Here is a 24,420-nt window from a genome sequence, read left to right as displayed (position 1 = left end):
ACCTTCTAGTGTGGATATCTTATTTACTACCCGGTGACGAAAACTCAGTGTTTATCGCCGCCGCGCAGGTAAATTACCCAGTAAGTCAACCCAACTAACAAACCGCCACCAATAATGTTCCCGATAGTTACCGGAATCAGGTTATCAGTAATGAAATTCGCTACAGTCAGGTGTGAAAAATTCTCCGGGGTGGACCCAATTGCTGTCCAGAACTCCGGCGTTGCGAAATCACGGATCACGATACCCATTGGGATCATGAACATGTTTGCGATACTGTGCTCAAAACCGCTGGCAACGAACATCGCTACCGGCAGAATCATGGCGAACATTTTGTCCATCAGGCTGCGGCCGGAGTAACTCATCCACACCGCCAGGCAGACCATCAGGTTCGCCAGAATGCCAAGGCAGACCGCCTCAACAAACGTATGATGCACTTTATGATCCGCGGTCTGCAGCACATTCAGACCCCAGGCACCATTTGCTGTCATATGCTGGCCGGATAGCCAAATCAGCGCCACAAAGAGCAGGGCCCCGACCAGGTTGCCAACATAAACGTTAACCCAGTTACGCGCCAGCTGTCCCCAGGTGATTCTGCCACTGGCTTTTGCTACGACTATCAAAACGGTTGAAGTAAACAGATCAGCACCGCAGATAACACACAGGATCAAGCCCAGTGAGAAGCATAGACCACCAATCAGCTTCGTGATACCGAAGGGCATAGCCGCGGCGCCGGTGGTTGCGGTGATGTAAAAAACGAAGGCGATAGAAATAAATACGCCAGCGGTGATTGCCAAATAAAATGTCGTTAACGGTTGTTTTGTTGCTTTATAGACACCAGCTTCTTCGGCGACTTTCGCCATCGCAGGAGGAAGCAATAGATCAAAAGGGTTGTCAGCTTTCACACTAACTCTCTCTTTATTAATTCGGCGACCAGATACTAACAAAGCATTATAGAGTAAAATTTGATGCAGATCATATGTCACCTAGCTAACGGGCCCGAAAAACGCAGGGTTATTGCTGATTTTCGGAGTAAGTTTTTGATTATCCTGATAAAAATAAATTTTAAAAATTATTATATATGTTGAAGATAGCCGGTGCTCCCTCCTGAAATAGTGAAAAAATATTGAATAATAATGAGTAAAGGTAGCAACACGGCCCGGGTTTGTTATTTTATTTACCCATGGTTAACCATGCCATTACATTTAAAACGTTATTACCCGTGGAATAAAAAAGACGGGGCAATTTTGCGCCCCGTAATATAGCGGATAGCCAGGAATTATCCTATACCAAAGTGGTATCAGGCCGGCTGTGCGGCTGCCCACCGGGCTTTGGCACGCTGCAGCTTCTCATAAGCGGCCAGCAGCGCCTGATGCGCCGGGAAGCCCTGCAGGTCATCACCTGCGGGCTGCAGCCCGTAGAACGGCGCTTCACCGCTGATTGCCGCGCTGGCGTCCTCTACCGTCTGGGCACCATACATACGCACAAACGCGTTCAGATACTGCAGCGGCTGGCGCTCCTCTTCTTCATTGAGCAGCAGAAGCGTTTGCAGGCAGCGGTAATAGTTGGCCCGCGCCGGGCTGAAGACCGAGCCGTTGAACTCCATGGTCCATTCCGTCCAGATTAGCGCCTGCTCCAGATCACCGCCCGCCAGGGCCAGCATCGCTTTGAGCTCACCGATGCGCAGGGTGTACCAGCCGTTATCCGGACCGGTCGCCAGGCCCAGCAGCTCGCGCACCCGGGTAAAATCGTCGTGGCCTTCTTCGTCTAATTGCTCAATCAGCGCCAGGTAGTCTGCTTTATCCCAGTTACTGCCCGGCAGGCTGAGGATCGTTTCGCGCAGATGGCTGCCCATATTGTTGTTCGCCAGCCACAGATCTTCTGCCGGGTAGATATCCGACATGCCCGGCACCAGGATACGGCAGGCGTAGACATCAAGATGTTCGTAATCGGCGATATAGACCTCTTTACCCTCAGCGCGGAAGATAGCCATCAGCGTGGCAAACTCCTGCTCCGTAGTGCCGGAGAAGTTCCAGTCCACAAACGGGTAGTCCGCATCCTGCTTAAACAGATCCCAGGAGATAAGACCGCTGGAGTCGATAAAGTGGGTCTCCAGGTTGGTGTGCTCGGCCACTTCTTCGTCATCAAACGTCGGCGGGGTGAACACATCGAGATCTTTCAGGCTGCGGCCCTGCAGCAGCTCGGTCACGGTGCGCTCCAGCGCCACGCCAAAGTCCGGGTGGGCACCAAAAGAGGCAAAGCAGGTGCCGTTTTGCGGGTTAAACAGCACCACGCAGATAACCGGGTATTTACCGCCCAGGGAGCCGTCATAGGCGAAGATCGGGAAGCCTTCGGCCTCCATGCTGTTGATAGCTTCCACCACCGCCGGGTAGCGGGCCAGTACCGCTTTCGGGATCTCCGGCAGGCTGATGGATTCGGCAATAATGCGGTTTTTAATGTAGCGTTCAAACACCTCAGACAACCCCTGAACCCGGGCTTCATTACGGGTGTTACCGGCGGACATGCCGTTAGAAACGTACAAATTGGCGATGATATTCATCGGAATATAGATGGTCTGATTATCCGACTGGCGGATAAACGGCAGGGCGCAGATCCCGCGATCGTCATTCCCGGACTGCAAATCCACCAGCAGGCTGGCGGCCAGCTCGTTATCCGGATCGTAGAAGGCACGCAGCTTCTCATCCAGGATCCCTTCCGGCAGGCTGTCATCTTCCGGCAGCGGGAACCACTTCTCGCTCGGGTAGTGGACAAACGGCCCGTTGGCGATGGTGTTACCCAGCCAGAAATCGGCAAAGAAATAGTTGGTGGACAGACGCTCAAAATACTCACCCAGCGCCGAGGCGAGGGCGGCCTTTTTGGTCGCGCCTTTACCGTTACTGAAGCACAGCGGGCAGTCTGTGTCGCGGATATGCACTGACCAGACATTCGGCACCGGGTTCAGCCAGGAGGCTTCTTCAATATTAAAACCCAGCGCGCTGAGTTTATGCCGGAAGCGGTCGATGGAGTCTTCCAGGGCGGCGTCTTTGCCGGGGATAAAGGTTTGAGTCATGGTTTTCACTTTTGTCGTACACAAGGCGCGCAATCATACGGGTTTTGCGGGCCCGGTGCTATTGCCGGAACAGGGCCGGAGACGATAAATCTGCCCGGCGTGATAACCCGGTTGCAGAGGTTTTAACCCCCAGCGGAGGATTTATCAGCGGATGCTATTGTGTGATTTGGGCCACAAATTCCCCCGGGGTGCGATTAGCCATTGCAGCCGGTGCGTCGCAATGATAAAACCGATAGCCACAGGAAAAACTTATCAATTCAGGTGTGGTGAGGGGAAATGACTCAGGTTTTCAATTTTAGCTCTGGCCCGGCAATGCTACCGGCTGACGTACTGCGACAGGCTCAGGAAGAGCTGTGTGACTGGAATGGCTTAGGCACCTCTGTAATGGAGATAAGCCACCGGGGTAAAGCGTTTATTGAGGTGGCAGAGCAGGCAGAAAAAGATTTACGCGATCTTCTGCATATTCCGCAGAATTACAAAGTTTTATTCTGCCACGGCGGTGGTCGCGGCCAGTTTGCCGCTGTGCCGCTGAACCTGGCGGGAAGCGCCGGGGTTGCTGACTATGTTGATGGCGGCTACTGGGCAGAAAGCGCGGCGAAAGAAGCGCAAAAATACCTCACCCCGAATGTTATCGATGCCTGCACCACGGTAGACGGCCTGCGCGCCATCAAGCCGATGAGCGAATGGCAGCTGACCAAAGGCGCGGCATACCTGCATTACTGCCCGAACGAAACCATCGACGGGATCGCCATTGATGAGACCCCGGCATTCGGTGACGACGTCACCGTGGTGGCCGATTACTCGTCAACCATTCTCTCCAGCCCGCTTGATGTCAGCCGTTTTGGCGTGATTTACGCCGGTGCCCAGAAAAATATCGGCCCGGCCGGGCTGACGCTGGTTATCGTGCGTGAGGATCTGCTGGGCAAAGCGAACATTGCCTGCCCGTCCATTCTCGACTACACGGTGCTGGCGAAGAACGACTCCATGTTTAATACGCCGCCAACCTTCGCCTGGTATCTGGCGGGCCTGGTGTTCAAATGGCTGAAAGCCAAAGGCGGCGTTGCGGCAATGGATAAAATTAACCAGCAGAAAGCCGAGCTGCTGTACGGCGTTATCGACAACAGCGATTTCTACCGTAACAGCGTGGCCGCCGCCAACCGTTCGCGGATGAACGTCCCGTTCCAGCTGGCGGACAGCGCGCTGGATGCGGTGTTCCTTGAAGAGTCCTTTGCGGCGGGTCTGCATGCCCTGAAAGGGCACCGGGTGGTGGGGGGCATGCGTGCTTCCATCTATAACGCCATGCCGCTGGAAGGGGTGCGCGCCCTGACCGACTTTATGCAGGACTTTGAGCGTCGTCACGGTTAATCCTGACTGTTCTGGTCTACCCCGCAGTGCTCGCTGCGGGGCTTCCATTTTTTACGTGAGACTTTTCCCTCTATGCAGGAATCCCTGACCCTCCAGCCCGTTGCGCTGGTCAATGGCACCATTAACCTTCCGGGTTCAAAAAGCGTATCGAATCGCGCGCTGTTACTGGCGGCGCTGGCACATGGCACCACCACGCTTACCAATCTGCTGGACAGCGACGACGTCCGCCATATGCTCAATGCCCTGAAATTACTGGGCGTATCTTATACCCTCTCAGACGATCGCACCCGCTGTGACGTAACCGGCAACGGTGGTCCCTTACAGGCCAGCGGCGCGCTGGAGCTGTTTTTAGGCAATGCGGGCACCGCCATGCGCCCGCTGGCAGCCGCACTGTGCCTGGGCAACAACGATATCGTGCTGACCGGCGAGCCGCGGATGAAAGAGCGGCCCATCGGCCACCTGGTGGATGCCTTACGCCAGGGCGGGGCGCAGATTGACTATCTGGAGCAGGAAAACTACCCGCCGCTGCGCCTGCGCGGTGGATTTACCGGCGGCCAGGTCAGTGTGGACGGCAGCGTATCGAGCCAGTTCCTGACCGCACTGCTGATGGCAGCCCCCCTGGCCCGGGAAGAGACGATCATTGATATCAAAGGTGAGCTGGTCTCAAAACCCTATATTGATATCACCCTGAATCTGATGCGCACCTTCGGTGTGCAGGTGGAAAACCAGCAATACCAGCGCTTTGTGGTACGCGGCCAGCAGCAGTACCACTCCCCGGGCCACTACCTGGTGGAGGGGGATGCGTCGTCGGCCTCCTATTTCCTCGCCGCCGCCGCCATTAAAGGCGGAACCGTTACCGTTACCGGCATTGGCCGTAACAGTGTGCAGGGGGATATCCGCTTTGCGGATGTGCTGGAAAAAATGGGCGCCACCATCCAGTGGGGGGATGATTTTATTGCCTGCACGCGCGGTGAGCTGAACGCCATCGATATGGACATGAACCATATCCCGGATGCGGCCATGACCATCGCCACTACCGCGCTGTTTGCCCGCGGCACCACCACGCTGCGCAATATTTATAACTGGCGGGTCAAAGAGACCGACCGCCTGGCGGCCATGGCAACAGAGCTGCGCAAAGTGGGGGCCGAGGTGATTGAAGGTGACGATTTCATCACTATTACGCCACCGGCGCACCTGACCTTTGCTGAAATTGGCACCTATAATGATCACCGTATGGCGATGTGCTTCTCGCTGGTGGCGCTCTCTGACACCCCCGTGACCATCCTTGATCCGAAATGCACCGCCAAAACCTTCCCTGATTATTTTGCACGTCTGGCCGGGATCAGCACCTTAGCCTGATAACCACTGGCCCTGTTCCGGCAGGGCCAGACACGTATCCGCAAGGCCGGGTGGTTTTCTCCTATAATGATCGTTTTCGCAATGATATTGCCACCCAGAGGTAACAGTCCCGGAGGTTGCGGCGTATAATGCGCGCCGAAATGGTTCACCTGCATTCTCAAAAAAGGAGAGAAAGATGGCAGCACATGCTCCGGTAATCACCATTGACGGCCCCAGCGGCGCAGGGAAAGGCACCTTATGCAAGGCGATGGCAGAGGCGCTCCAATGGCATTTACTGGACTCCGGGGCCATATACCGGGTACTGGCACTGGCCGCACTGCATCACCGGGTTGATGTGGACAGCGAAGAGGCCCTGGTTCCCCTGGCCGCCCACCTGGATGTGCGGTTTATTTCCAGCAACGGGAAACTGGAAGTTGTCCTTGAGGGTGAAGATGTCAGCGGTGAAATCCGCACCCAGGATGTGGCGAATACCGCATCAAAAGTGGCGGCTTTCCCCCGGGTACGTGAAGCGCTGCTGCGCCGTCAGCGGGCGTTTCGTGAAACCCCGGGCCTGATTGCCGATGGCCGCGACATGGGCACGGTGGTATTCCCCGACGCCCCCGTGAAAATTTTTCTTGATGCCTCTTCAGAAGAGCGGGCCCAGCGCCGCATGCTGCAGTTGCAGGAGAAGGGTTTTAGTGTTAACTTTGAGCGCCTTTTGGCCGAGATAAAAGAGCGTGACGAGCGCGATCGTAACCGTGCGGTGGCGCCTTTAGTCCCGGCAGAAGATGCTTTAGTGCTTGACTCTACGCGATTATCTATTGAGCAAGTAATTGAAAGAGCGTTAGAATACGCCCGCCAGAAACTGGCGACTGCGCAATAACGCGCGGCTGAATTTGTCCGGAATTGCCCGGGGAGCGTGCTTCCTGAGCAATTCCGGTTATAGTTTTAGTAGTACCTGTCGCAATGGATTGTTGGCAGGCATTTAAACAACCCCATCCGGCATGGAGCCAGGTGGACGTTAAATTTAAAGACCCTAATACTAAACATGACTGAATCTTTTGCTCAACTCTTTGAAGAGTCCCTGAAAGAAATCGAAACCCGCCCGGGTTCAATCGTTCGTGGTGTTGTTGTTGCTATCGACAAAGACGTAGTGCTGGTTGACGCCGGCCTGAAATCTGAGTCTGCCATTCCGGCTGAGCAGTTCAAAAACGCCCAGGGCGAACTTGAAATCCAGGTTGGTGACGAAGTTGACGTTGCTCTGGATGCAGTAGAAGACGGTTTCGGTGAAACCCTGCTGTCTCGTGAGAAAGCTAAACGTCACGAAGCGTGGCTGATGCTGGAGAAGGCTTACGAAGAAGCTGCCACCGTTACTGGTGTTATCAACGGCAAAGTCAAGGGCGGCTTCACTGTTGAGCTGAACGGTATTCGTGCGTTCCTGCCGGGCTCCCTGGTAGACGTGCGTCCGGTTCGCGATACTCTGCACCTGGAAGGCAAAGAGCTTGAATTCAAAGTAATCAAACTCGACCAGAAGCGTAACAACGTTGTTGTTTCCCGTCGTGCTGTTATCGAGTCTGAAAACAGTGCAGAACGCGATCAGCTGCTGGAAAACCTGCAGGAAGGCATGGAAGTTAAAGGTATCGTTAAGAACCTCACTGACTACGGTGCATTCGTGGATCTGGGCGGCGTAGACGGCCTGCTGCACATCACCGATATGGCCTGGAAACGCGTTAAGCATCCGAGCGAAATCGTAAACGTTGGCGACGAAATCACTGTTAAAGTGCTGAAATTCGACCGCGAACGTACCCGTGTATCCCTGGGCCTGAAACAGCTGGGCGAAGATCCGTGGGTAGCTATCGCTAAACGTTATCCGGAAGGTACTAAACTGACCGGTCGCGTTACCAACCTGACTGACTACGGCTGCTTCGTTGAAATCGAAGAAGGCGTTGAAGGTCTGGTTCACGTGTCCGAAATGGACTGGACCAACAAAAACATCCACCCGTCCAAAGTTGTTAACGTTGGCGACGTAGTGGAAGTTATGGTTCTGGATATCGACGAAGAACGTCGTCGTATCTCCCTGGGCCTGAAACAGTGCAAAGCCAACCCGTGGCAGCAGTTCGCTGAGACCCACAACAAAGGCGATCGCGTTGAAGGTAAAATCAAGTCTATCACTGACTTCGGTATCTTCATCGGCCTGGACGGCGGCATCGACGGCCTGGTTCACCTGTCTGACATCTCCTGGAACGTTGCAGGCGAAGAAGCAGTACGTGAATACAAAAAAGGCGACGAAATCGCAGCTGTTGTTCTGCAGGTTGACGCAGAGCGTGAGCGTATCTCCCTGGGCGTTAAACAGCTGGCAGAAGATCCGTTCAACAACTACGTTGCTCTGAACAAGAAAGGCGCTATCGTTACTGGTAAAGTAACCGCAGTTGATGCGAAAGGTGCTACAGTTGAATTAGCTGACGGCGTAGAAGGTTACCTGCGCGCTTCTGAAGCTTCACGCGACCGTGTAGAAGATGCTACTCTGGTTCTGAGTGTTGGCGACGAAGTTGAAGCTAAATTTACTGGCGTTGACCGTAAAAACCGCGTAGTAAGCCTGTCTGTTCGTGCTAAAGACGAAGCTGAAGAGAAAGATGCCATCGCTTCTGTTAACAAACAGGAAGACGGTAACTTCTCCAACGCAATGGCTGAAGCGTTCAAAGCAGCTAAAGGCGAATAATTTCGACCTTGCGTTTAAGGGCGGCTGCGGCCGCCCTTGTTCGATCGAGAGCTGTAAGATAATTTTCCTGACAAGGAAACCGGAGGAATCATGACCAAGTCAGAATTGATTGAAAGACTTGCAGGCCAGCAATCTCATCTGCCCGCTAAAGCGGTGGAAGATGCCGTTAAAGAGATGCTGGAGCATATGGCCTCAACCCTGGCAGAGGGTGAGCGTATTGAAATCCGGGGTTTCGGCAGTTTCTCTTTGCATTACCGTGCGCCACGCGTCGGGCGTAACCCAAAAACCGGTGACAAAGTCGAGCTGGAAGGTAAATACGTTCCGCACTTTAAACCCGGCAAAGAGTTGCGCGATCGCGCCAATATTTATGGCTAAGCCCCGGGCGTAGCCAGACGAAAAAACGACATCTGCGGATGTCGTTTTTTTTTTGCCTGCGGTTTAGCGGTTTGCGTAGCGTGCCCCACCGGGGCTGCAACCCGGGTTCACTGGCGTATATTTCTCAGAGCATACCGCGAAGAAGCAGAAAGCAGCGCAGGACGTATCGCCCCCGGAAAGGGAGACTGGGCAAAAAGGAGGCGCCAGTGCTGCTATCACTACGAACCTGCTGTTGCTGTGTTATTGCCGGGGTACTGCCACTGTGCTGGATACACAATATCCCCGGCCTGGCGGTGATAGCCGGGGGAACCGGGCTGGCGTGCCTGCTGTTGTGTATACCGGTGCGGGCTGTGCGCTACGCGGGCCTGGCGCTGCTGATAAGCTGCTGGAGCGGGCTGGCGGCGCAGCGGGTATTGTGGCCCACCACGGCGTTAACTACCGGGGTGATTCAGGGGGAGGGGACAATACTCCGCCCCTCCGGCACCGGGCGCTATCTGGTAACCCTTCATCGCTACGGGGATAAGCGTCTCTTTCCGGGGGTAAATATTGTCGTGCGCGGGCTGAAAACGCCACATACGCTCTGCCCGGGCCAGCGCTGGTCCCTGTGGCTGCGGCTGCGCCCCGGCCACGGGCTACTGAATATCCCCGGTTTTGACAGCCAGCGTTACGCGGTGGCGCACCATCAGGTCGTTAACGGGAGAGTCTTACGCGCGCAGCCATTATCCCTCCGCTGTGGCTGGCGCAGCCGGTTTACTGGCTACCTTGCTGAGCAGGCAGGCACGCTGCGCCACTGGCCGGTGATACAGGCACTGGCATTTGGTGAGCGCCAGGCACTGCCGGCGGATGTCCGCCAGCGGTTTCGCGAAACGGGAACCGCGCATCTGATGGCTATCTCCGGCCTGCATATTGCCCAGTCTGCCGGGGTGTTCTGGGGGCTGGTACGCCTGCTTCAGTGGTTACTGCCTGCCGCCCGGATCGGCACCGGCTTGCCGTTACTGGCCGGGGTGGCCGGTGCGGCGCTTTACACCTGGCTTTCCGGGGCGAACCCACCCGCCCAGCGGGCGCTACTGGCGCTGATTATCTGGGGGGCGCTGCGCCTGGGCGGGCGGCGCTGGTCTGCTGAAATGGTCTGGCTGTGCTGTATTGCCGGTGTGTTGCTGGTCGATCCGCTGACGGTGCTGTCAGACAGTTTCCGGCTGTCTGCCGGGGCCTGCGGGGCGCTGATTCTCTGGTATCGCTGGATGCCGCCACCCCGGGGGGGCGGGAAGCTCCGCTATCTGGCGGGGCTTGCCCATTTACAGTTGGGGATCACCGCTTTGCTGCTGCCCCTCCAGGTGGTCATATTCCACGGTGTCAGCCTCAGCGCATTTGTCGCCAATATGGTGGCGGTGCCGCTGGTCAGTTTGCTGGTTGTCCCGCTACTGTTGCTGGGGATGCTGCTGAGTGCGGTGCCCGGGGCAACCCGGGGGCTCTGGTGGCTGGCCGATCAGGTGCTGCACGGTGTGCTGGGCTTTCTGGCCGCCTTACCCCCGGGCTGGCTGGAGGCAGACCAGCGGGCGGTGGGGCTGTCCCTGCTGCCACTGGTGCTGATGGTTATCTGGCGCCTGCGCCTGTACCGCAGCTCGCTGTCTGTGCTGCCGGTCGCGCTACTGGCGTGCACTTATGCTTACTGGCATCCGGCGCCCCCGGGGGCACACTGGGCAGTACATATGCTGGATGTGGGCAATGGCCTGGCCATGGTGGTGGAAAAGAACCGCCGGGCACTGCTGTATGATACCGGGAACCGCTGGCCCGGCGGCGACAGCGCCCGGCAGACGATTATTCCCTGGCTGCGCTGGCGGGGGCTCCACCCGGAGGGGGTGATTATCAGCCACGGGCATCTGGACCATGCTGGCGGGCTGGGGAGTATTCAGCAGGCCTGGCCCGCGCTGCCGGTCTACAGCGCCATGCTCACCCCGGGCCACCGCCCCTGTTTTATGGGGGAGCGCTGGCAGTGGCAGGGGCTGCAGTTACGCGTGCTCTGGCCACCGCGCAGCCAGCCCGGGGCGGAGAATAACCACTCCTGCGTGGTCCATATCAGCGACGGGGTCCGCAGTGTGCTGCTGACCGGGGACATTGAAAGGCCCGCAGAACTGGCTATGCTGAAATCGCACAGGGGGAGCCTGCGTGCTGATCTCCTCCAGGTGCCACACCACGGCAGCCGGACATCATCTACCCCCCGGTTACTACGCCAGGTGAACCCCGGGGTGGCGCTGGCCTCGGTGGCGCGCTATAACCCGTGGCGTTTTCCGGCGGCGGCGGTGGTCCGCCGTTACCGGGATCTGGGTATTCGCTGGTACGACACCGGCAAATCCGGCCAGATTTCTGTACAAATGTTTGGCGATCAGATGAAAATTTTGAGCGCCCGCATGCAAATTTCCCCCCGCTGGTATCATCAGTGGTTTGGCGTACCCGGCGATAGCGGGTAGAATGTGCGGCTATTTCATTGAGATGTTGGTTAGACTGAATGCATAACGATAAAGATCTCTCCACGTGGCAGACCTTCCGACGGCTCTGGCCGGTAATTTCCCCTTTCAAGATGGGGCTGATTGTCGCTGCCGTGGCGTTAATCCTCAACGCAGCAAGCGATACCTACATGCTGTCGCTGCTTAAACCGTTGCTGGATGATGGTTTCGGTAAAACTGACCGCTCTGTGCTGATGTGGATGCCGCTGGTCGTAATTGGCTTAATGCTGCTGCGCGGCGTAACAAGCTACATATCAAGCTACTGTATCTCCTGGGTGTCCGGCAAAGTGGTGATGACTATCCGCCGCCGCCTGTTTAACCACATGATGGGGATGCCGGTTTCCTTTTTTGATAAGCAGTCCACCGGAACCCTGCTTTCGCGCATTACCTATGACTCTGAACAGGTTGCGTCTTCCTCTTCCAGCGCGCTGATAACCGTGGTGCGTGAAGGGGCGTCGATTATCGGCCTGTTTATTATGATGTTCTACTACAGCTGGCAGCTGTCGGTGATCCTGATTGTACTGGCGCCGGTGGTCTCGGTTGCTATCCGGATTGTCTCTAAGCGTTTTCGCAGCATCAGTAAAAATATGCAGAACACCATGGGGCAGGTAACAGCCAGCGCCGAACAGATGCTGAAAGGCCATAAAGAAGTGCTGATTTTTGGCGGCCAGGAAGTGGAAGAAGATCGCTTTAATAAAGTCAGCAACCGGATGCGCCACCAGGGGATGAAAATGGTCTCCGCGTCGTCGATTTCTGATCCCATTATTCAGCTGATTGCCTCTCTGGCGCTGGCGTTTGTCCTGTATGCTGCCAGCTTCCCGAGCGTTATGAACAGCCTGACGGCCGGTACGATAACCGTGGTGTTTTCGTCCATGATTGCCCTGATGCGCCCGCTGAAATCGCTGACCAACGTTAACGCCCAGTTCCAGCGCGGTATGGCCGCCTGCCAGACGCTGTTCTCCATTCTGGATATGGAGCAGGAAAAAGACGAAGGTGAGCGGGTTGTGGAGCGCGCGAAAGGGGATATTGAATTTCGCAATGTGACCTTCACCTACCCGGGGCGCGATGTACCGGCGCTGCGTAATATTAACCTGACGATCCCCGCCGGTAAGACGGTGGCGCTGGTCGGCCGCTCTGGCTCCGGTAAATCCACGCTCGCCAGTCTGATCACCCGTTTTTATGATGTGGACTCCGGTGAAGTGCTGCTGGACGGCCACGATCTCCGGGAATATACCCTGCGTTCACTGCGTAACCAGGTGGCGCTGGTTTCCCAGAATGTGCACCTGTTTAACGACACTATCGCCAACAATATCGCCTACGCACGCACCGAAGAGTACGACCGTGCGCAGATAGAGCAGGCCGCGAAGATGGCCTACGCCACGGACTTTATCAACAAAATGGATAACGGCCTGGATACGGTCATTGGTGAAAACGGCGTGCTGCTTTCCGGCGGCCAGCGCCAGCGTATCGCCATCGCCCGGGCCCTGCTGCGCGACAGTCCGGTGCTGATCCTGGATGAAGCCACCTCCGCACTGGATACCGAATCGGAACGGGCTATCCAGGCAGCCCTTGATGAGCTGCAGAAAAACCGCACCTCACTGGTGATTGCTCACCGCCTCTCTACGATTGAGAAGGCCGATGAGATCGTGGTGGTGGAAGATGGCACCATCGTTGAGCGCGGCACTCACGCAGCCCTGCTGGAGCAGCGCGGTGTCTATGCCCAGCTGCACCGGATGCAGTTTGGCCAATGATTGAGCGGATCTGGTCCGGGAAATCCCCGCTGTGGCGGGTATTGTGGCCACTCTCCCTGCTGTATGGCCTGATCAGTACGCTTATCAGGCTCAGCTACCGGCTGGGGTTGCGCCGCAGCTGGCGCGCACCGGTCCCGGTGGTGGTGGTCGGGAACCTGACCGCCGGGGGCAACGGTAAAACCCCGGTGGTTATCTGGCTGGTGGAACAACTGATGGCCAGAGGGATCCGGGTAGGCGTGGTATCCCGGGGGTATGGCGGTAAGGCGGCCTCCTATCCGCTGGTGCTGTCTGCCTCCACAACAACCGCCGAAGCCGGGGATGAGCCGGTGCTTATCTACCAGCGTACCGGTGCGCCGGTGGCGGTTGCCCCGCAGCGTGCCCGGGCGGTTCAGGCACTGGTGAGCGGGGCCCATCCGCAAATCATCATTACTGATGACGGCCTGCAGCACTACGCCCTGGCCCGGGATAAAGAAATCGTTGTGGTGGACGGCGTGCGCCGCTTCGGCAATGGCTGGTGGTTACCGGCAGGCCCGATGCGTGAGCGGGCCGGGCGCCTGAAATCTGTGGATGCGGTTATTGTCAACGGCGGCCACCCGCAGCCGGGGGAGATAGCCATGACACTGGCGCCGGGGCAGGCGGTAAACCTGAAAACCGGCGCACGCTGTGCCGCCGCGCAACTGCACCACGTAGTGGCAATGGCCGGGATCGGGCATCCGCCGCGGTTTTTTGCCACCCTGGAGCAGCTTGGGGTCGCGACAGAAAAAACCATCCCGCTTTCGGACCATTATGCCCCGTCTGCAGAGATGCTCGCCGGGCTCTGTGCCCCGGGCCAGAGCCTGCTGATGACCGAAAAAGACGCGGTAAAATGCCGGGCGTTTGCCCGGGATAACTGGTGGTATCTGCCGGTTGATGCCAGGTTCCCCGCCGCCGATGCCGAAAAACTGCTGGCGACACTCCAGGGGCTGGTGCACTGAGCACCCGGAACGGGGCCTTATCCTTTGCCGGTCTGTCAGCCGCAGTGAGAAATTCCGCTGATACCGTGATATTCTCATCGGTATTATTCGATCCGTCAGGAGGAGTCATGGATCATCGTTTGTTAGAAATCATCGCCTGCCCGGTATGCAACGGGAAACTGTACTTTAACCAGGAGAAACAGGAACTGATTTGCAAGCCGGACGGGCTGGCATATCCGATCCGGGACGGGATCCCGGTCTTACTGGAGCATGAAGCGCGTCCACTGACTGCTGAAGAGATCAATCCATGAGTTTTGTCGTTATCATTCCTGCCCGCTACGCCTCTACCCGGCTGCCGGGTAAGCCCCTGAAAGATATCAACGGTAAACCGATGATAGTCCACGTGCTGGAGCGCGCCCGTGAATCTGGCGCCGGGCGGGTGATTGTTGCCACGGACCATCCGGATGTGGCCCGGGCGGTTGAAGCCGCCGGGGGCGAAGTCTGCATGACGCGTGCGGATCACCAGTCCGGCACTGAGCGGCTGGCAGAGGTGGTGGATAAATACCAGTTCAGCGACGATACCCTGATCGTGAACGTGCAGGGCGACGAGCCGATGATCCCGCCGGTAATTATCCGCCAGGTGGCCGATAATCTGGCCCGGGTGGATGCGGGCATGGCGACCCTTGCGGTGCCGGTTACCGATGCACACGAGGCCTTTAACCCCAATGCGGTAAAAGTGGTGCGCGACGCCCGGGGCTTTGCGCTCTATTTCTCCCGGGCAACCATTCCCTGGGATCGGGACCGTTTTGCCCAGTCCCGCGATACCATAGGCGACAGCTTACTGCGCCATATTGGTATCTACGGCTACCGGGCAGGGTTTATCCGCCGCTACGTGACCTGGGCGCCGGGCCCGCTGGAGCAGATAGAAATGCTCGAACAGCTGCGCGTGCTGTGGTATGGCGAAAAAATCCACGTGGATGTGGCCCAGGCCGTGCCTGCCGTTGGCGTTGATACGCCAGAGGATCTGGCCCGGGTTCGCGAGGCGATGGCCTGACCCCCTGTGGGGATAAAAAACCGCCCTGTGGCATTGCGCTTCAGGGCGGTTTTTTTATGGCCTCAGAAATGCCGCTGACAACCGCTGCGCGGTGACTAATTGCCGGGAAATTGATCTGACCGGGTGACAGTTGTGCAATGTATGCGCATGATGGCCAGTAGCGAGTTCACGAGGGTGGAGAGTATGGAACAACTGCGCAATGAACTGAGCCATTTACTGGGCGAGCGCCTGAGCCGCATGGAGTGTGTGAGTGAAAAAACCGACTCGACACTGTGGTCGCTGTATGACAGCAACGGAAATGCACTGCCCCTGCTGGCAAAAAGTTTTGTCACCCGGGGGGAGGCCGCCCGGATGGCAAGCAAAATGTCGGCGCTGGCGCGCTCGGGCACCCTGCGTATCCCGGCGATTTACGGGGTTATCACCCATGAAAACACCCCCGGGCCCGATGTCCTGCTGATGGAGCGTTTGCGGGGCGTCTCTGTTGAGGCGCCCACCCGCACCCCGGCACGCTGGGAGCAGCTTAAAGATCAGATTGTGGAAGGGCTGCTGGCCTGGCACCGCATTGACAGCGGCGGCTGTGTCGGCATGGTGGACAGCACCCAGGACAATTTATGGCCTTACTGGTATCGCCAGCGGGTTGAAACCCTGTGGACGACCCTGAACCAGTTTCGCAACACCGGCCTGACCATGGAAGATAAAAGCGTGTTATTCCGCAGCCGGGAATACCTCCCCCGGCTGTTTGCCGATTTCAGCGACAACTGCGTACTGGTACACGGTAATTTCAATTTGCGCAGTATGCTCAAAGATGTCCGCAGTGATCAGCTGGTGGCCATGGTCAACCCGGGGCCGGTGCTCTGGGCCCCGCGGGAGTTTGAACTGTTCGGCCTGTATGAAGACGGCCCCGCCAGCGAACTGTTCTGGCACTATCAGCAGCGGGCGCCCGTGGCGGAGTCTTTTTTATCCCGCCGCTGGCTGTATGTGATGTGGCGGGAAGTTGCGCAACTGGTGCAGCACGGGCGCTTTGACCGCCCGGCCTTTGACCGGGCCGCCCGTGAATTACTGCCCTGGCTCGGCTGACACGCCGTTCAGCCACTGCCACATACGCCCGAGCGATTCATAAATCACCCGCTCACTGTGGCCCAGCCACAGGGGGGAGGGCAGCGCCCTCTCCCAGGGGTTCAGGGGGGAGTCGATAGCCAGCTGGTTGGCCGGTGCCGGGGTAGGGTTGAGCCCCGCGTGGCGAAAGAAGATCAGCGCCCGCGGCAGGTGTGAGGCAGAGGTCACCAGTAAAAACGGCGCCTGGCCGATGGCGTTCGCCACGGCGGCCGCCTCCTGGCCGGTATCCCTTGGGGTGTCGAGGGTGAGTATTTTATCCCGCGGCACACCGAGGCTGACCGCGACCCGGGCGCTGACCTCCGCACTGCTGACCGGGTTAGTCCGGGCGGCGGCACCGGTAAAAACCAGCACTGAGCCGGGGTTTTCCCGCCACAGTCTCACCCCTTCCGTTACCCGCGCCAGGCTGTTACCAACCAGATTCGAGCCCGGTGCCCAGCGGGGGTTCCAGGTGTATCCCCCGCCCAGTACCACAATCCAGGAGACATGCTTTTGGGTCGGTTGCCAGGTGGGGTAGGTATTTTCCAGTGGCCGCAGCAGTTTATCCGCCACCGGCTGAAGGCTTAACAGCAGCAGCGCCACCCAGCCGCCTGTTAATAATATTTTTCCGGTTTTTTGCCAGCGGGTAAACCAGAGCAGCACAATCGCCAGCCCGATAACCAGCAACAGAAAAGGCAGCGGCAGCAATAATCCGCCGATAACTTTTTTCAGGGTAAAAAGCATCAGTTATGGTTCCTTTTTTAACCATACGGTCGGGAATAATCGGGGATCTTACACCCTGAGGGTTCATTATCCTTGCGCATGTGACAAAATAGCGCTTTTGCCAGTCGGCTACCTGAGTTCCGGAGTTGTAGCATGCAGGATCGCAATTTTGACGATATTGCCGAGAAGTTCGCGCGCAATATTTATGGCACAACCAAAGGCAAGTTGCGCCAGGCGATCCTGTGGCAGGATCTGGATCGCTTATTTGCCTCACTGCCGCAGCGCCCGCTGCGGGTACTGGATGCCGGTGGCGGTGAAGGACAAACCGCCTGCCGGGTTGCCGGGCTCCACCACCATGTGACCCTGTGTGACCTTTCCCGGGAGATGCTGTCGCGTGCGCAGCAGTCGGCCCGGGAAAAAGGTGTGAGCGACAACATGCATTTTGTACACAGTGCGGCCCAGGACATCGGGCAGCATTTGGAAAGCCCGGTGGATCTGATATTGTTTCACGCGGTACTGGAGTGGGTGGCTGATCCCCTGTCGGTACTGGAGCATCTCTGGCAGTGCCTGGCCCCTGGTGGCGCCCTGTCGCTGATGTTCTACAATGCCAATGGCTTGTTGATGCACAACATGGTGGCCGGTAATTTTGCCTATGTTGAACAGGGAATGCCGAAGCGTAAAAAGCGCACGCTCTCCCCGGATCACCCGCTGGATCCCCGGCAGGTTTACCAGTGGCTGACACAAATTGGCTGGCAGATAACCGGTAAGACCGGGGTACGGGTATTTCATGACTACCTGCGGGAAAAACACCAGCAGCAGGAGCGTTTTAACGAACTGCTGGCGCTGGAAACCCGCTACTGCCGTCAGGAGCCATGGATAAGCCTCGGGCGTTATATACATGTCACCGCCATCAAGCCGGAGAACCAAGGATAAACTATGAGTAATTTTTCCCAGACGGTGCCAGAGCTGGTTAGCTGGGCCAGGAAAAATGATTTTTCGCTGGCGCTGCCCACAGACCGGCTGGCGTTTTTGCTGGCGATAGCCACACTGAATGGCGAACGTCTGGACGGCGAAATGAGCGAAGGCGAACTGACCGATGCCTTTCGCCACGTCAGCGAAGCCTTTGAGCAAACGAATGAGACCGTGAACGTGCGCGCAAATAACGCCATCAACGATATGGTGCGCCAGCGTTTGCTCAACCGCTTTACCAGTGAAATCACCGAAGGTAATGCCATATACCGCCTGACCCCGCTGGGGATAGGCATTACGGATTACTATATTCGCCAGCGCGAATTCTCAACCCTGCGCCTGTCGATGCAGCTGTCGATTGTGGCCGGTGAACTTAAACGGGCCGCCGACGCCGCCGATGAAGGGGGCGACGAGTTCCACTGGCACCGCAACGTGTTTGCCCCGCTGAAATACTCCGTGGCGGAGATTTTCGACAGCATTGATATGACCCAGCGCATCATGGATGAGCAGCAGCAGGCGGTCAAAGAGGATATTGCCGGGTTGCTGAATAAAGACTGGCGGGCGGCGATAACCAGCTGCGAAATGCTGCTGACGGAAACCTCCGGCACCCTGCGCGAACTGCAGGACACCCTGGAAGCGGCCGGGGATAAACTGCAGGCCAATCTGTTACGCATTCAGGACGCCATCCTCGGTATGACCGGGCTGGATACCGTAGAGCGGCTGGTGTTTGATTTGCAGAACAAACTGGACCGCATTATCAGCTGGGGCCAGCAGGCCATTGATCTGTGGATTGGTTACGATCGCCATGTGCATAAATTTATTCGTACCGCCATTGATATGGACAAAAACCGGGTATTCGCCCAGCGTCTGCGCCAGTCGATTCAGGGCTATTTTGACGCCCCCTGGGCACTGACTTACGCCAGCGCCGACCGCTTGCTGGATATGCGCGACGAAGAGATGACGCTGCGCGATGACGAAGTTACCGGCGAACTCCCGGCAGACCTGGAATATGAAGAATTTAACGAGATCCGCGAGCAGCTGGCGGGGATCATTGAGTCATCGCTCCAGGTTTATAAAGAGCAACAGAAGCCACTGGATCTCGGATCGGTAATGCGCGCTTATCTGGCGCAATACCCCCGGGCCCATCATTTCGATGTGGCGCGAATTGTGGTCGACCAGGCCGTGCGCCTGGGTGTGGCTGAAGCAGATTTTTCCGGACTGCCCGCGAAATGGCAGCCGATTAATGATTACGGAGCCAGGGTACAGGCGCATGTCATTGACAAATATTGAACAAGTGATGCCAGTTAAGCTGGCACAAGCGTTGGCGAATCCTTTATTTCCTGCGCTGGACAGCCAGCTGCGCGCTGGCCGTCATATTGGCCTGGATGAGCTTGATAATCATGCTTTTTTGATGGACTTCCAGGAACAGCTGGAAGAGTTCTACCACCGCTATAACGTGGAGCTGGTGCGGGCGCCGGAGGGGTTCTTCTACCTGCGCCCCCGTTCCACAACGCTTATCCCGCGCTCGGTACTGTCTGAGCTGGATATGATGGTGGGCAAAATCCTCTGTTATCTGTATCTCAGCCCCGAGCGGCTGGCGAACGAAGGTATCTTCACCCAGCAGGAGCTCTATGACGAGCTCACCACCCTGGCTGATGAAACCAAACTGCTGCGGCTGGTGAATAACCGTTCTACCGGGTCCGATCTGGATCGCCAGAAGCTGCAGGAAAAGGTCCGTGCCTCATTAAACCGCCTGCGCCGTCTGGGAATGGTGTGGTTTATGGGCCACGACAGTAGCAAATTTCGTATTACCGAGTCTGTGTTCCGCTTTGGTGCCGATGTCCGCAGCGGGGACGATCCGCGGGAGGCGCAACTGCGCATGATCCGCGATGGTGAAGCCATGCCGGTGGAAAACCACCTGCAACTGCATGACGAGGCTGACGGGCACCTTCAGGACAAAGCGGAGGATGAAGAAGAATGATTGAACGCGGAAAATTTCGCTCACTGACCCTGGTTAACTGGAACGGCTTTTTTGCCCGTACCTTTGATCTGGATGAACTGGTCACCACGCTTTCCGGCGGTAACGGGGCGGGGAAATCCACCACCATGGCGGCCTTTGTAACGGCGCTGATCCCGGATCTGACCCTGCTGCACTTTCGTAACACCACCGAAGCCGGGGCCACGTCCGGCTCCCGGGATAAGGGCCTGCACGGCAAGCTGAAAGCCGGGGTGTGTTACTCCGTGCTGGATGTGATCAACTCGCGCCACCAGCGTGTGGTGGTGGGGGTGCGTTTGCAGCAGGTGGCCGGGCGCGATCGGAAAGTGGACATCAAACCGTTCGCTATCCAGGGCCTGCCGGTGGCGATACAGCCTACCCAGCTTCTGACCGAAACCCTGAATGAGCGCCAGGCCCGTGTCCTGACCCTTCAGGAGCTGAAAGACAAAGTCGAGGGGATGGACGGCGTACAGTTTAAGCCGTTTAACTCGATAACCGAGTACCACTCGCTGATGTTCGATCTGGGGATCGTGGCGCGCCGTCTGCGCTCTGCGGCCGATCGCAGCAAATACTACCGCCTGATTGAAGCCTCCCTGTACGGCGGGATCTCCAGCGCGATTACCCGCTCGCTACGCGACTACCTGCTGCCGGAAAACGGCGGGGTGCGCAAAGCGTTCCAGGATATGGAAGCGGCCCTGCGCGAAAACCGCCTGACCCTTGAGGCCATCCGGGTAACACAGTCTGACCGGGATCTGTTTAAACACCTGATCACCGAAGCCACCAACTACGTGGCGGCGGACTATATGCGCCACGCCAATGAGCGGCGTATCCATCTTGATAAAGCGCTGGAGTACCGGCGTAACCTGTTCAGCAACCGCCAGCAGTTATCCGCAGAGCAGTACAAACATGTGGACATGGCGCGGGAGCTGGCAGAGCACAGCGGGGCGGAAGGGGATCTGGAGGCCGACTATCAGGCCGCCAGCGACCACCTGAACCTGGTGCAGACCGCACTGCGCCAGCAGGAAAAAATTGAGCGCTATGAGGCAGATCTGGAAGAGTTGCAGATCCGCCTTGAAGAGCAAAACGAAGTGGTGGCCGAAGCGGCCGAACAGCAGGAAGAGAACGAAGCCCGGGCTGAAGCCGCTGAGCTGGAAGTGGACGAGCTGAAAAATCAGCTGGCGGACTACCAGCAGGCGCTGGATGTTCAGCAGACCCGCGCTATCCAGTATCAGCAGGCGTTACAGGCCCTTGAGCGCGCCCGCGAACTGTGCCACCTGCCGGATCTCACCCCGGACAACGCCGAAGAGTGGCTGGAAACCTTCCAGGCGAAAGAACAAGAAACCACCGGCAAAATGCTCGATCTCGAACAGAAGATGGGCATGATGCAGGCGGCACACAGCCAGTTTGAGCAGGCCTGGCAACTGGTCGAGGCGATTAACGGCCCGGTCAGCCGGGGCGATGCCTGGCAGGTGGCCCGGGAGCTGCTGCGTGATGCGGCAGAGCAGCGCCACGTTGCGCAGCAGGTAGCCGCCCTGCGCTCGCGCCTGAGCGAGCTGGAGCAGCGCCTGCGCGAACAGCAGGACGCGGAGCAACTGCTGAGCGAATTCTGCAAGCGCCAGGGCAAATCGTTCGATCCGCTGGATCTGGAAACCTACCAGCAGGAGCTGGAAGAGCGCATTGAAAGCCTGTCTGAGTCTGTGGCCCAGGCCGGTGAGCAGCGCATGAACCTGCGCCAGGAGCAGGAGCAGGTGCTGGCAACCCTGAAAACCCTGACCCAGCGGGCACCTGTCTGGCTGGCGGCCCAAAGCAGCCTGAACCAGCTGGCAGAGCAGACCGGGGAACAGTTTACCTGCGGCCACGATGTGACCAGCTACCTCCAGCAGCTGCTGGAGCGCGAGCGCGAAGTGACCGTTGAGCGTGACGAGGTCGGCGCCCGTAAACAGGCGGTAGATGAAGAAATTGAGCGCCTGAGCCAGCCGGGAGGGGCAGAAGATCAGCGCCTCAATACCCTGGCGGAGCGTTTTGGCGGGGTGCTGTTATCTGAAATCTATGATGATGTCAGCCTTGAAGATGCGCCGTACTTCTCCGCACTGTATGGCCCGTCCCGCCACGCTATTGTGGTGCCGGATCTGAACCTGGTGCGCGAGCAGCTGGCGGGTCTGGAAGAGTGCCCGGAAGATTTGTATCTGATTGAAGGGGATCCCCAGTCCTTTGATGACAGCGTATTCAGCGTAGACGAGCTGGAAAAAGCCGTGGTGGTGAAAATCGCCGATCGGCAGTGGCGTTATTCCCGCTTCCCGGAAGTCCCGCTGTTTGGCCGTGCCGCCCGGGAAAACCGGATTGAAAACCTGCACGCGGAGCGTGAAACCCTCTCCGAGCGTTTCGCGACACTGTCGTTTGACGTGCAGAAAACCCAGCGCCTGCACCAGGCATTCAGCCGGTTTATCGGCCAGCACCTGGCGGTGGCGTTTGAGGCGGATCCGGAAGCGGAAATCCGCACGCTGAGCGGCCGCCGTGGCGAGCTGGAGCGTGCGCTCGCCAGCCATGAAAGCGACAACCTGCAGCAGAAAACCCGCTTTGAGCAGGCGAAAGAAGGGGTGGCGATGCTCAACCGTCTGCTGCCGCGGGTTAACCTGCTGCTGGACGATACGCTCCCGGACCGCTGCGAAGAGGTGCGCGAGCGGCTGGAAGAGGCCCAGGAAGCGGCGCAGTTTATTCAGCAATTCGGTAATCAGCTGGCAAAACTGGAGCCCATCGCCACTTATCTGCAAAACGACCCGCAGCAGTTCGAACAGCTGAAAGCGGATTATGAATATGCCCAGGTCCAGCAGCGCGAAGTGCGCCAGAAAGCCTTCTCGCTGACCGAGGTAGTGCAGCGTCGCGCCCACTTCAGCTATACGGACGCAGCCGCCATGCTGGACGGCAACAGCGATCTTAATGAAAAACTGCGCCAGCGCCTGGAGCAGGCAGAAACCGAGCGCAGCCGCTCCCGCGAGGCGCTGCGGACACATGCTACCCAGCTGAACCAGTACAATCAGGTGCTCGCCTCCCTGAGAAGCTCCCACGACACCAAAAAAGAGCTGCTGGCCGAACTGTATACCGAGATGAAAGCCATCGGCATTCAGGTGGACAGCCAGTCAGAAGAGCGGGCGAGAATACGCCGCGACGATCTCCACAACCGGCTTACCGGTAACCGTAACCGCCGTAATCAGCTGGAGAAGCAACTGGCCATCTGTGAGGCGGAAATGGACAACCTGACCCGCCAGCTGCGCCGCCTGGAGCGTGATTACCATGACACCCGCGAGCACGTCGTGGTGGCGAAAGCGGGCTGGTGTGCGGTGATGCGTATGGTGAAAGACAATGGCGTAGAGCGCCGTCTGAACCGCCGCGAGCTGGCCTATCTGTCCGGTGACGATCTGCGCTCCATGTCGGATAAAGCCCTGGGGGCACTGCGCCTTGCGGTGGCGGATAACGAACACCTGCGCGATGTACTGCGGGTGTCTGAAGATCCGAAACGCCCGGAGCGTAAAATCCAGTTCTTCGTGGCGGTGTATCAGCACCTGCGCGAGCGTATTCGCCAGGATATTATCCGTACCGATGATCCGGTTGAAGCCATCGAACAGATGGAGATAGAACTGAACCGCCTCACCGAAGAGCTGACCGCCCGTGAGAAGAAACTGGCCATCAGCTCCCGCAGTGTGGCGAATATTATTCGTAAAACCATTCAGCGTGAGCAGAACCGTATCCGGGTGCTTAACCAGGGGCTGCAGAGTGTCTCCTTCGGCCAGGTAAACAGTGTGCGCCTGAACGTCAATGTGCGTGAGGCCCACGCCACACTGCTTGATGTACTGTCTGAAGAGCATGAACAGCACCAGGATCTGTTTAACAGCAACCGGCTGACCTTCTCGGAAGCACTGGCGAAGTTGTATCAGCGCCTGAACCCGCAGATCGATATGGGCCAGCGCACGCCGCAGACCATCGGTGAAGAGCTGCTGGACTACCGCAACTATCTGGAGATGGAAGTGGAGGTCAACCGCGGGACAGACGGCTGGCTGCGGGCGGAAAGTGGCGCCCTGTCGACCGGTGAGGCTATCGGTACCGGGATGTCGATTCTGGTGATGGTGGTACAGAGCTGGGAAGAAGAGTCCCGCCGCCTGCGCGGGAAAGATATTTCGCCGTGCCGCCTGCTGTTCCTTGATGAGGCGGCCCGTCTGGATGCCCGCTCGATCAACACGCTGTTTGAGCTGTGCGAACGCCTTGAGATGCAGCTGATTATCGCGGCGCCGGAAAATATCAGCCCGGAAAAAGGCACCACCTACAAACTGGTGCGTAAGGTTTACCAGAACCACGAGCATGTGCATGTGGTCGGGCTGCGGGGCTTTGCGCCGGAGGCTGAAGCACAGGAGCCTGAGGACGCGGCGGACGCCTCATAACGCATACGTTGAGCCGTAAAAAACCCATGGCGGAGACGCCGTGGGTTTTTTTGTATGACTTATTTAAAAAATAGATCCCAT

The 24,420-nt window shown here is 57.7% G+C and carries 18 protein-coding genes; 15 read left to right on the top strand and 3 right to left on the bottom strand.

All coding sequences use genetic code 11. The features are described 5' to 3' along the window. Positions 1 to 44 precede the first annotated feature (44 nt). Positions 45 to 902, bottom strand: a complete 858-nt coding sequence (gene focA, locus EBL_RS12150) for a formate transporter FocA (protein WP_002439543.1) — start codon at positions 900 to 902, stop codon at positions 45 to 47. Positions 903 to 1,297: 395 nt separating this feature from the next. Beyond that, complete coding sequence (gene ycaO / locus EBL_RS12145; protein WP_002439545.1) at positions 1,298 to 3,067, bottom strand: 30S ribosomal protein S12 methylthiotransferase accessory factor YcaO; 1,770 nt, start codon at positions 3,065 to 3,067, stop codon at positions 1,298 to 1,300. 276 nt (positions 3,068 to 3,343) lie between these two features. On the opposite strand from ycaO, the gene serC reads away from it, so the two are divergent. The 11 genes from serC (at position 3,344) to EBL_RS12090 (ending at position 16,203) form a co-directional block, all read left to right on the top strand. After that, positions 3,344 to 4,432 carry a 3-phosphoserine/phosphohydroxythreonine transaminase gene (gene serC / locus EBL_RS12140; RefSeq protein WP_002439547.1) on the top strand — a complete coding sequence of 363 codons (1,089 nt, stop codon included), beginning with the start codon at positions 3,344 to 3,346 and terminating at the stop codon, positions 4,430 to 4,432. Between the two features lie 72 nt (positions 4,433 to 4,504). Beyond that, the gene (aroA, locus tag EBL_RS12135) at positions 4,505 to 5,791 is read left to right on the top strand and encodes a 3-phosphoshikimate 1-carboxyvinyltransferase (RefSeq protein ID WP_002439548.1); all 1,287 of its coding nucleotides are present in this window, start codon (positions 4,505 to 4,507) and stop codon (positions 5,789 to 5,791) included. Positions 5,792 to 5,966: 175 nt separating this feature from the next. Continuing rightward, positions 5,967 to 6,653, top strand: coding sequence for a (d)CMP kinase (cmk, locus tag EBL_RS12130; RefSeq protein ID WP_002439550.1), 687 nt, complete (start codon positions 5,967 to 5,969; stop codon positions 6,651 to 6,653). A gap of 165 nt (positions 6,654 to 6,818) precedes the next feature. After that, on the top strand, positions 6,819 to 8,489 hold the full coding sequence (gene rpsA, locus EBL_RS12125; RefSeq protein ID WP_002439551.1) for a 30S ribosomal protein S1: 1,671 nt from the start codon (positions 6,819 to 6,821) through the stop codon (positions 8,487 to 8,489). Positions 8,490 to 8,579: 90 nt separating this feature from the next. Further along, a complete protein-coding gene (gene ihfB, locus EBL_RS12120; RefSeq protein WP_002439553.1) occupies positions 8,580 to 8,864 on the top strand; it encodes an integration host factor subunit beta in 285 nt (94 codons plus the stop codon). A 206-nt stretch (positions 8,865 to 9,070) separates the two neighbouring features. After that, a complete protein-coding gene (locus tag EBL_RS12115) occupies positions 9,071 to 11,332 on the top strand; it encodes a DNA internalization-related competence protein ComEC/Rec2 (protein WP_002439554.1) in 2,262 nt (753 codons plus the stop codon). A gap of 38 nt (positions 11,333 to 11,370) precedes the next feature. Then, complete coding sequence (gene msbA, locus EBL_RS12110; protein WP_002439556.1) at positions 11,371 to 13,119, top strand: lipid A ABC transporter ATP-binding protein/permease MsbA; 1,749 nt, start codon at positions 11,371 to 11,373, stop codon at positions 13,117 to 13,119. Next, positions 13,116 to 14,093, top strand: coding sequence for a tetraacyldisaccharide 4'-kinase (lpxK, locus tag EBL_RS12105; RefSeq protein WP_002439558.1), 978 nt, complete (start codon positions 13,116 to 13,118; stop codon positions 14,091 to 14,093). Before msbA ends, lpxK begins: the two co-directional genes overlap by 4 nt. Positions 14,094 to 14,200: 107 nt before the next feature. Further along, positions 14,201 to 14,383: a Trm112 family protein gene (locus EBL_RS12100; RefSeq protein WP_002439559.1), complete on the top strand. Its 183-nt coding sequence runs from the start codon at positions 14,201 to 14,203 to the stop codon at positions 14,381 to 14,383. Next, positions 14,380 to 15,126 carry a 3-deoxy-manno-octulosonate cytidylyltransferase gene (kdsB, locus tag EBL_RS12095; protein WP_002439561.1) on the top strand — a complete coding sequence of 249 codons (747 nt, stop codon included), beginning with the start codon at positions 14,380 to 14,382 and terminating at the stop codon, positions 15,124 to 15,126. Before EBL_RS12100 ends, kdsB begins: the two co-directional genes overlap by 4 nt. Positions 15,127 to 15,309: 183 nt before the next feature. Then, positions 15,310 to 16,203, top strand: coding sequence for a YcbJ family phosphotransferase (locus tag EBL_RS12090; RefSeq protein ID WP_002439563.1), 894 nt, complete (start codon positions 15,310 to 15,312; stop codon positions 16,201 to 16,203). On the opposite strand, the gene elyC is transcribed toward EBL_RS12090, so the two are convergent. Continuing rightward, positions 16,183 to 16,962, bottom strand: a complete 780-nt coding sequence (gene elyC, locus EBL_RS12085) for an envelope biogenesis factor ElyC (RefSeq protein ID WP_002439564.1) — start codon at positions 16,960 to 16,962, stop codon at positions 16,183 to 16,185. The genes EBL_RS12090 and elyC overlap by 21 nt on opposite strands. Before the next feature lie 132 nt (positions 16,963 to 17,094). Here elyC and cmoM point away from each other — a divergent pair, with 132 nt between their 5' ends. From cmoM to mukB, 4 genes are read left to right on the top strand one after another with little or no spacing between them, the layout of a single operon-like run. Continuing rightward, positions 17,095 to 17,874 (top strand): tRNA uridine 5-oxyacetic acid(34) methyltransferase CmoM, encoded by a 780-nt coding sequence (gene cmoM / locus EBL_RS12080; protein ID WP_002439566.1) that lies wholly within the window; start codon positions 17,095 to 17,097, stop codon positions 17,872 to 17,874. 3 nt (positions 17,875 to 17,877) lie between these two features. Beyond that, positions 17,878 to 19,200, top strand: a complete 1,323-nt coding sequence (gene mukF / locus EBL_RS12075) for a chromosome partition protein MukF (RefSeq protein ID WP_002439567.1) — start codon at positions 17,878 to 17,880, stop codon at positions 19,198 to 19,200. Beyond that, entirely contained in the window at positions 19,181 to 19,891 is a 711-nt protein-coding gene (mukE, locus tag EBL_RS12070) for a chromosome partition protein MukE (RefSeq protein WP_042340506.1), read from the top strand. Before mukF ends, mukE begins: the two co-directional genes overlap by 20 nt. Then, entirely contained in the window at positions 19,888 to 24,339 is a 4,452-nt protein-coding gene (mukB, locus tag EBL_RS12065; RefSeq protein WP_002439570.1) for a chromosome partition protein MukB, read from the top strand. Before mukE ends, mukB begins: the two co-directional genes overlap by 4 nt. Positions 24,340 to 24,420: the final 81 nt, after the last annotated feature.

Source organism: Shimwellia blattae DSM 4481 = NBRC 105725 (assembly GCF_000262305.1).
Taxonomy (GTDB): domain Bacteria; phylum Pseudomonadota; class Gammaproteobacteria; order Enterobacterales; family Enterobacteriaceae; genus Shimwellia; species Shimwellia blattae.
This window is presented reverse-complemented; position numbering and strand designations above follow the sequence as displayed.